Source organism: Mycobacterium sp. (assembly GCF_032159765.1).
Taxonomy (GTDB): Bacteria; Actinomycetota; Actinomycetes; order Mycobacteriales; family Mycobacteriaceae; genus Mycobacterium.
Map to the genome: position 1 here is coordinate 192,264 of NZ_JAVHWM010000178.1, position 8,457 is coordinate 200,720.

Genomic DNA, 8,457 nt, shown 5'->3' on the forward strand with positions numbered 1-8,457 from the left:
GCCGCGTGCGGCTAGGCCGGCGGCGCGCCCGGGAGTGGAGTCTTCGGGACGCCAGGCGTGCCGATCCGTCCCGCCAACCACGGCAGCGCGTCCCTGAAAACCACCCCTGCGTTCTTGAAGTCGTGGCCCCCGTTGTGGGGCACCACAGCGCACTCGATTCCGTAACTGTCCGCGAGCGAGCACATGTAATCGGCTGTCGCAAGGGCGTTCAGCACGTTGGCCTCTTCGTCGAGCTCAGCAGGAGGCTGACCATTACCCGAGCCATTCCGGTAGATCACCGGGGTGTCCTTCGACACCGCGAAATAGCCGGAGACACCGGTGTAGCGGCCGTGTTTGGCCATGATCGTCCGCGGATCGAACTCAGCCCAGGCGTCGGCGTTTCCGTTGAACAGTCTCGCGATTGTCTGGTCCTTGCTACCCGCGAACGGACCCTTCTGCCCGTCGATGTCGATGAAGGCACCGAAAAGCTCCGGATACTTCGCGGTGAGCATCACCGAGCACGTGCCGCCCGACGACCAGCCGACGATCCCCCAGTTCGCCGGATCGTTGCTCACACCGAAGTGCGATTTCAGATATGGCACAACATCTTTGGTGATGTGGTCGGCGGCGTTGCCGCGGGGGCCGTTGACGCATTCGGTGTCGTTCTGAAAGGCGCCGCCGGCGTCAAGAAACACCACGACCGGCGCGTTGCCGCCGTGCTTGGCCGCGAAGTCGTCGAGTGTCTTCTGCGCGTCAGAGCCGACGATCCAGTCCGACGGGTGACCGAACTCGGCGTGGATCATCACGATCACCGGCAGCTTCGGAGGCGGATTGCTGGAGAACCACGCCGGCGGCAGCCACACCAGCTCATCGCGGTGCTTGAAACCCGAAGCGGCGTCAGGGATCTTCACCGTCACCATCGTCCCGTCGGTGGGCCTCACACCCTCCTTCTGCATGCGGGCCACATCGGACTCGTTGGTCGAGCCGCGCACCGGCGCGCCGGTGAGCCGGTCCCACGCGGCGCTCACCGTCGGCAAGTACGCGAGCCACTGGTTCAACACGACCGCTGCGCACAGCACCGCCATCGGGATCGCCAGGACCGCGACGACTCGACGCCACCATCGCAAATCCCGCCAGCCCAGCGCCAACACGGCGATCGCAGCGCCGGCCAAGCCGACCCACACCCACAACATCACCGGCGGCGGATCGCCGGTGAGGCCCTGGTCGACGATGTACCACCTGACGAGCACCGCCACGACCACACCGACCGCTACAGCGGCAGGCACCCACACCGTCCACCACCGTCGCGACCGCCGCCCGACGACGAGCACCAAAAGGGCGGCCGCCACCGCCTGCACCGTGATCGGCGCCCAGCCGTGCAGCAGCGACACGTCGGCCGCAAGCAGCTCAGTGGTCATTGGCCACCGGCGGCAAACCGCGAGCAGTCGTTGATCGGTGGGTCGCCATTCAGTCGGCTGCGCACCCAGTCGGTCACGCGCGCGACATCGATGTCGCGCGGGGCCGGGATCGGAACCATTTCGATTTGGATGGTGTCACCCAAACCGCACGCCCGGCTCAGCGCTTGCTCCGTCCACTGCGGCGGTATCAGCGGATCACTGTTGCCGTAGATGACCCACATGGGCGCCGACGCGACGCCCTGCGGCAACGACGTCTTTCGCAGAAAGCCTCGTAGCGTTGCCTCCGCGTCGGGGTTCGCGGGACGCAGGTCGTCGGGGGTGATCTGATCGGCCGCCGCTTGGCGTTCCTTGTCCTCAGAAGCCCGGCATGACGCCAACACGTCCCACTTGTCCTTGACGACCCCGCGCCGGAACGGTTCGGCGTCGAATTCGTTATAGGAGAGCTCCATTGCGGCGAGGTAGGCCTGATACGTCAGTTCCTGATCCCTGGTCAGCGTGCCGTTCACCGCAGCGTCGGCCAACCCTTCGAGGTCACTGAACGGGGAGATGCTGATGGACCCGAGCAACTGGACGCCGACCCCCATGTCTTGCGATAGCTCGTTGGCCGCCCAGGCCGCCTGGCCGCCCTGCTCCACGCCCAATGCGACCCACCGCGGCGACATGTTGCGCACGACTTTGCGGGCCGCGCGCACCGAGTCGATCATGTTGAAGCCGACCGTCGTCGAATCCAGGTACGGATGATTGACCTTGTCGGTGCCCAGGCCCTGGTAGTCGGGAATCGTCACGACGAAGCCGGCCCGTAGCAGCTTGACGACGGTGTCCGAGAGCCCCAAGAGGTTGTTCGACAGCGACGGCGCGCATTCGCGGAGTATTCCGGTGGTCGGATGCCCCAGCGCCACGGTGATCCAGCCATCCGGCGGAGGGTTGCCGCGAGGGACGAACATGCTGGCGGTGACCGGCCAGTAGTTGTTGTTGATTCCCGATGTCGATGTGTACGTGAGACGGGCCGCCAACGACGAGGCGTCCCGCAACTCGGTCGCGACGTCGGGCAGCGTGTTGGCCGCGATCAGTGTTGCGGGCCCGGTGCCGCTGAAGTCGCCGCTCAGCTTCGCGCCGGTGGGGGCCGTCAGCTCGGTGGACGGCGCCGAATGATCATCTCCGCACCCGGCGATCAGCAGTGCCAACAGTGCCAGCCCTGCAACGAGTCTTCTGCCCATCGTGGCGCGCTGAACTAACCTTCGGGCGCGGCGCCGTGGAACACGGCCTCGACGTTGTTGCCGTCCGGATCGCGGACAAAGGCGCCGAAATAGCCGGGATGATATTCGGGCCACAGCCGAGGCGCGTGCAGTGATTCGGCACCCAGTTGCAGCGCTGCCTGATAGAAGTCCTTTACCGCCTCGACATCCGCGGCCGCAAAGGCGACATGGATTTCGCGGTTCGGGCCGAGGTCGGCGTCGGCAATCCAGAAGTCCGGCTTTCCTTCTTTGCCGTAACCCATGGCCACGCCGAAATCCATCTGCCGGGTGAAGCCCAGGACGCCGAGAACCGTGTCGTAGAACTCCTTGGACCTGGCGAAATCTTGGCAGTTAATCCCGAAGTGGTCGATCACGTATCCATCCTGACACGAAGTCGTCGCGGTCCGAGAGTCGCAGGCCGCGTTTGCCGCTCAACTGCTGGGACCCGTCAGCGAGTCGGCCTGTACCTTGCGGATGAATGCGCGCTTGTCGGTATTCGCCGCCCCGTAGTAGACCTCGAAGGTGATGTACGGCGATCGGACGGCGCCGATGCTCGGGTCGACGACGTCAGTGACCTTTCCGTCAGCGCCGTGCACCGTCGCCCGGTTGTTGGCCGCGTCGAGCACGACGGACACCTTCTGCAGCGCAGTCTCCGGGCGGTAGCTCCCGTAGTCGACACTCTTCAGCGTCGTCAGAGCCATGGATCCCCCGGAGACGGTGGAGTAAATCCAGCCGGTCTCGGTGAACGCAAGATGCATTGCCAGATCGGTAGCTGGCCCGGCACCGCTGGTTCCACCTGGCAGGTTCTTCGACGACGCGATGAGTGTCACGTTCTCCCCGTCGGTGCCCGTGGGGCCGAAGTCGAACTCGGCGGCGACGTGTGTCACCGGCTCCCGCAATCGCACAGTCAGGTAGCTCGCGCTCGGTCCTGGTTGTGTGTCTGCGTCGGTGAATCCCGCATTCACCACTGCCGGCGCAGCCTGCGGGCTACTGCCGGTCTGAGTCCACCACTGCGACGTGTCCGCCGTCGACTCCACTGGACCGTCCGCCTTATTGGTGAAGTCATGAGTCAGCTTGGCGGGCAGCTCCGGGTGTGGGTCGGCGCAGCCGGCGATCACGACCAGCAACGATGACACCAGCGACGTCGCGAGCAACCGCTTGGCAGATGCCGTCATCCGCGTTGCTATCCCCCTTCTGAGCCGTGACGACCCCGGGCCGACTGTAGTCGCAGCCCGACCGGCGGCTATCAGTCACGGCTGCTCCTGGCGTCGCTGGCGGACGCCGCCGTACAGTCCAATCATGACTTTCGATCTGCTCATCAGGGGCGGCACGATCGTCGACGGCCTCGGCGGTGAGCCCTACGTCGGCGATGTCGCGGTGAAGGACGGCGTGATCGCCGCGGTAGGGACGGTCAGCGGCGACGCGCTGCGGGAAATCGACGCGACCGGGCTTCTGGTCACGCCCGGCTTCGTCGACCTGCACACCCATTACGACGGCCAGGCGATCTGGTCGGACCGGATGACGCCGTCGTCGCATCATGGCGTGACCACCGCGGTGATGGGCAACTGCGGCGTCGGCTTCGCCCCGTGTCGCGTCGACGACCACGACGTGCTCGTCGACGTCATGGCCGGGGTCGAGGACATTCCCGGTGTGGTCATGGTCGAAGGTCTGCCGTGGGACTGGGAGACGTTCCCGGAGTTCATGGACGCTCTCGACGCGCGGCCCCGCGATATCGACGTCGCGGCGTATCTGCCGCACTCCCCGCTGCGCGTGTACGTGATGGGCAAGCGCGGCGCCGACCGCGAGCCCGCGACGCCCGACGACGTTGCGAAGATGCGCGAACTCGCCAAAGAGGCGATCGAGACGGGCGCGATCGGCTTCGCGTCGTCGCGGTTCTCGTTTCACAAGACGGGAAGTGGAGAGCTGATACCCACCTACGGCGCCGCGCAGGACGAGATCGCGGCCATCGCCAAGGGTGTGGCTGACGGTGGTGGCGGGCTGATCCAGTTCGTCCCCGACATTCCCGCCGGTGGTTACGAATCGGTGCTGCAGCAGGTGTTCGAGGCCGCACATGACGCCGGGCTGCCGGTCACCTTCAGCCTCGCGACGGGGAACACCGGCGATCCCATGTGGCCCGATGCGATCAACCTGGTCGAGAAGTTCAATTCCATGTCCGACAGTCCGGACCCCACGGTCACGGCACAGATGTTCCCGCGGCCGATCGGTCTGGTGATCGGGCTGGAGCTGACGGGCAACCCGTTCGTCCTGTACCCGAGTTATCGGGAGATCGCTGCGCTGCCACTGGCTGAGCGCGTCGCCGAGATGCGTAAACCCGAAGTGCGAGAACGCATCCTGGCTGACAGTGCGGCCAGCGACGGGCACCCACTGCTCTACCTGGCGCAGGCGTGGGACTGGATTTTCCCGCTCACCGACAACCCGGACTACGAGCCGGCGGCGTCGACGAGCATCGCGGCGCGGGCCCGTGCGCGCGGCGTCAGCCCGAAGGAGGAGGCCTACGACCGTCTGCTCGACGACGACGGGCACGCCATGCTTCTGGTGGCGATGGGCAACTACCAGGACAACTCCCTGGATACCGTGGGCGAGCTGCTGCGCCGAGACGACGTGGTGCTCGGGCTCGGCGACGGTGGTGCGCACTACGGAATGATCTGCGACGCAAGCTTTCCCACGTTCCTGCTGGCGCACTGGGCGCGCGACAGGGCGTCAGGGCGGATGAGCGTGGCGGAGGTGATCCGCGAGCTGACGTCGGTGCCCGCGCGGGTCGCCGGGTTTGCCGACCGCGGCCGAATTGCGGTGGGCTACAAGGCCGATCTCAACGTGATCGACCATGCCGCCATGCAGCTGCATCGCCCCGTCATCAGCCACGACTTGCCGGCGGGTGGCCGTCGCCTGGACCAGACAGCCGACGGGTACGTCGCGACCATCGTCTCCGGCGAGGTGATCACCGAGAACGGCCGACACACCGACGCCAGGCCGGGCAGGCTGATACGCGGCCGGCAGCCGGCACCGGCTGCATGACGCGCGTCGCACCACTTGCTCCGCCATGGAGCCAGGACGACGCCGCGAGCATCAACAGCTGGGGCCACCCCGACCGGACCTACGAGCCACTGCTGTTGGTCCGTTGCCTGCAGCGTCACCCGGTGCTCGCGGGCCGGCTGCAGTGCGTGCACCAACAGTGACGAGCATCGCGTCAATCAGTTGGACCTCGGCGCCGTCAAGTCGCTCGGTGCGCACCAAGATTGATTGCGGTGGCCGGCGGTTCGTATGGATGAGTTCGGCGGGGCATCCGGCCTCGATCTACTTCGTCCCCAACAACGCCGCAGCAGACAGTCCCGCGATCACTCCAGACCGCCCCGACCACAACCACGCCGCACGGGCACGGTCAGTCGGTGACAGGTTGGTAGCCGCGCGGAACGGCCACTCTGTCGTCTGCATGCTGCGACGCTGTCACCACTTGCCGACGATTCGGCACCGCAATGCTGACCTATCCACAGGCGAGGCCGCGATTGTGCGGATCGATACGGTCTGCTCCGCGTGTCGCGTATGAAACCGCACAACCGCGAGGGGCCGCCGTCACGAGCCCTATGCCCAGATGCTCGTGATCGCAGGAGCATTGGCGGCGAGCCCCGTCTTAGGCAGCCCGTACATCTCCTCGATGGTGGACAGCACGTTGTAGTGGCTGATCGGCTCGGTGTAGCTGCCTGGTTTGACGTGACCGCCGTAGATGATCGTGGGGATCTGGTTCTTCGAGCCGCCATCGTCCTCGTCGAACGTGATGATCAACAGGCTGTTGTTGGCCACCGCCCAGTTCGCGTAGTGCGACAGATTGTTGTACAGCCAAGTGTCGCCCGCAGCGATGCTGCCGTCGTGCATGTCGTTGTCGAGGTTGGGGATAACGAACGACACGGTGGGCAGGCCTGAGAAGTCCGTTCGGTTGTTGAAGGCCGAAAAGGGCACCGAAGTCGCCGCGGGCACGTTGGTGAAGTTGGCCCACGGCACATGCTTGCGGGCGTACTTGCCGGCGCTACATGCCGGCGAGCCCACCGCGGGCAGGTCCTCCGAGAAGCCAGCGAATGTATAGCCCGCCGCCAGAAGCTCTGAAGCTAGGTTCGGCGCCGCGCCTGCGTGGACGGGGCACGCGTCCGTCGTCAATCCAAAAGTGTTGCCGGAGAACAGCGCCAGGTAGTTGGGCTCACTTGGGTGCGCTTCGGCGAACGACTGCGTCATGTTCGCCCCACCGTTGGCGAGCGAGTTGATATAAGGCGCCGCCTTGTTGCCGATGATCCCGCTGTCGGGCTTGTTCTCTTCGATGACGATCACGATGTGCGCGGGGGCGCCGACCGGCTGCGCCACCGCGCTCGGGGGTGCACCGAGCACCATCCCGCAAACCACCGCGACTGCACACCCCCAGCGGTTCATGCGGCGAAGCATAGGAGTGAGCGGCCCGTAACCGGGGACGACACGCAGCCGTATCCTCGCGTTATGAGCGTGACGGTGGACCTCGAACAGCTCGCGCAGACGCTGGCCGACTACACGTTCGCCTATCTGGTCACGGTCGGTGACGACTACCGTGCGCATACCGTCGCCATCGACCCGGCGTTCGTCGACCACGCGTTCTTCGTCGGATCCGTCGGCGGCACCACGCGCCGAAACATCAACCAGCACAACGTGATCACGCTCGTCTGGCCGCCACGTGAACCCGGCGGCTACACGCTGATCGTCGACGGCACCGGCCACTTCTCCGACGACGTGTTGACGGTCGAGCCCGTGCGCGCCGTGCTGCACCGCAAGGCCCAACCCGGGTCGGTGACGAAGCCCGGCTGCAAGGACGATTGCATTCCGCTCGAACGCTGACGCACCGCGAGTGGCCAGGTCAGCCGTGATTGATGTCGCTGATCTTGCTGTCTGGCTTGCCGAGCGTCTTGCAGAATCCGACGGCGGAAATCTGGGTTCCCGTGATTTCCAAATTCGACGGATTCTTGCCCTGGTCCTTCAGCATTTTCTCGACGGCCGCCTTCTGGTCGTCGGTGTTCATCGCGTTGAAATCCTTGCAGGTGGTATCGCCCCCCTTGGCGCCTGAGCACCCGGTGAACAGAGCGGCCCCAGCCGCACAGGCGGCCACCACCGTGCCGATTCGCTTAAGCATTGCCACAACTACCCCCCTCTGAGCTCTGGTCACATCGCACAGTACGGCAGGCGCACGAAAAAACCCGGCCTGCAAGCAGACCGGGCTTTTTCGTTAGGGACTTAGAAGTCCATGCCGCCCATGCCACCGGTCGGGTCGCCCGCGGGAGCGGTCGCCTTCTCCGGCTTGTCGGCGACAACAGCCTCCGTGGTGAGGAACAGCCCGGCGATCGACGCGGCGTTCTGCAGCGCCGAACGCGTGACCTTCACAGGGTCGGCGACGCCGGCCTTGAGCAGGTCCTCGTACTCACCGGTGTCGGCGTTCAGACCGGTGCCGGCGGGCGAGTTGCGCACCTTCTCGGCCACGACGCCCGGCTCCAGACCCGAGTTGAAGGCGATCTGCTTCAGCGGGGCCTCCAGCGCGACCTTCACGATGTTCACGCCCGTGGCCTGGTCACCCTCGAGCTTCAGCTCGTCGAGCGTCGGAGCCACCTGCAGCAGGGCCACGCCACCACCGGCGACGATGCCCTCCTCGACGGCCGCCTTCGCGTTGCGAACGGCGTCCTCGATGCGGTGCTTGCGCTCCTTGAGCTCCACCTCGGTGGCAGCACCGGCCTTGATCACCGCAACACCGCCGGCCAGCTTGGCCAGGCGCTCCTGCAGCTTCTCGCGGTCGTAGTCGG

General features: G+C 65.9%; 10 protein-coding genes. 3 read left to right on the top strand and 7 right to left on the bottom strand.

Going from position 1 to position 8,457, the window contains the following annotated elements; all coding sequences use genetic code 11:
• Nucleotides 1-11: 11 nt before the first annotated feature.
• The 4 genes from QOH60_RS22845 to QOH60_RS22860 are packed head-to-tail and all read right to left on the bottom strand — an operon-like array spanning nt 12 to nt 3,807.
• Nucleotides 12-1,397 carry an alpha/beta hydrolase gene (locus tag QOH60_RS22845; RefSeq protein ID WP_526424138.1) on the bottom strand — a complete coding sequence of 462 codons (1,386 nt, stop codon included), beginning with the start codon at nt 1,395-1,397 and terminating at the stop codon, nt 12-14.
• Complete coding sequence (locus tag QOH60_RS22850; protein ID WP_526424139.1) at nt 1,394-2,614, bottom strand: lipase family protein; 1,221 nt, start codon at nt 2,612-2,614, stop codon at nt 1,394-1,396. Before QOH60_RS22850 ends, QOH60_RS22845 begins: the two co-directional genes overlap by 4 nt.
• A gap of 14 nt (nt 2,615-2,628) precedes the next feature.
• Nucleotides 2,629-3,006, bottom strand: coding sequence for a VOC family protein (locus QOH60_RS22855; RefSeq protein ID WP_526424140.1), 378 nt, complete (start codon nt 3,004-3,006; stop codon nt 2,629-2,631).
• A gap of 57 nt (nt 3,007-3,063) precedes the next feature.
• A complete protein-coding gene (locus tag QOH60_RS22860) occupies nt 3,064-3,807 on the bottom strand; it encodes a hypothetical protein (protein WP_526424141.1) in 744 nt (247 codons plus the stop codon).
• Nucleotides 3,808-3,931: 124 nt separating this feature from the next.
• On the opposite strand from QOH60_RS22860, the gene QOH60_RS22865 reads away from it, so the two are divergent.
• Both QOH60_RS22865 and QOH60_RS22870 read left to right on the top strand, forming a co-directional pair.
• Nucleotides 3,932-5,668, top strand: a complete 1,737-nt coding sequence (locus QOH60_RS22865; protein ID WP_526424142.1) for an N-acyl-D-amino-acid deacylase family protein — start codon at nt 3,932-3,934, stop codon at nt 5,666-5,668.
• A complete protein-coding gene (locus tag QOH60_RS22870) occupies nt 5,665-5,829 on the top strand; it encodes a hypothetical protein (RefSeq protein ID WP_526424143.1) in 165 nt (54 codons plus the stop codon). The genes QOH60_RS22865 and QOH60_RS22870 overlap by 4 nt, the downstream gene beginning before the upstream one ends.
• Nucleotides 5,830-6,232: 403 nt before the next feature.
• Here QOH60_RS22870 and QOH60_RS22875 read toward each other — a convergent pair whose 3' ends face one another.
• On the bottom strand, nt 6,233-7,030 hold the full coding sequence (locus tag QOH60_RS22875; RefSeq protein WP_526424164.1) for an alkaline phosphatase family protein: 798 nt from the start codon (nt 7,028-7,030) through the stop codon (nt 6,233-6,235).
• 102 nt (nt 7,031-7,132) lie between these two features.
• On the opposite strand from QOH60_RS22875, the gene QOH60_RS22880 reads away from it, so the two are divergent.
• Nucleotides 7,133-7,504, top strand: a complete 372-nt coding sequence (locus QOH60_RS22880) for a pyridoxamine 5'-phosphate oxidase family protein (RefSeq protein WP_526424144.1) — start codon at nt 7,133-7,135, stop codon at nt 7,502-7,504.
• A gap of 19 nt (nt 7,505-7,523) precedes the next feature.
• Here the strand turns inward: QOH60_RS22880 and QOH60_RS22885 are convergent, their stop codons facing one another.
• On the bottom strand, nt 7,524-7,796 hold the full coding sequence (locus QOH60_RS22885; protein ID WP_526424145.1) for a hypothetical protein: 273 nt from the start codon (nt 7,794-7,796) through the stop codon (nt 7,524-7,526).
• A 101-nt stretch (nt 7,797-7,897) separates the two neighbouring features.
• Nucleotides 7,898-8,457 (bottom strand): TCP-1/cpn60 chaperonin family protein (locus QOH60_RS22890; RefSeq protein WP_526424146.1); only part of this gene is annotated, 560 nt, incomplete at its 5' end.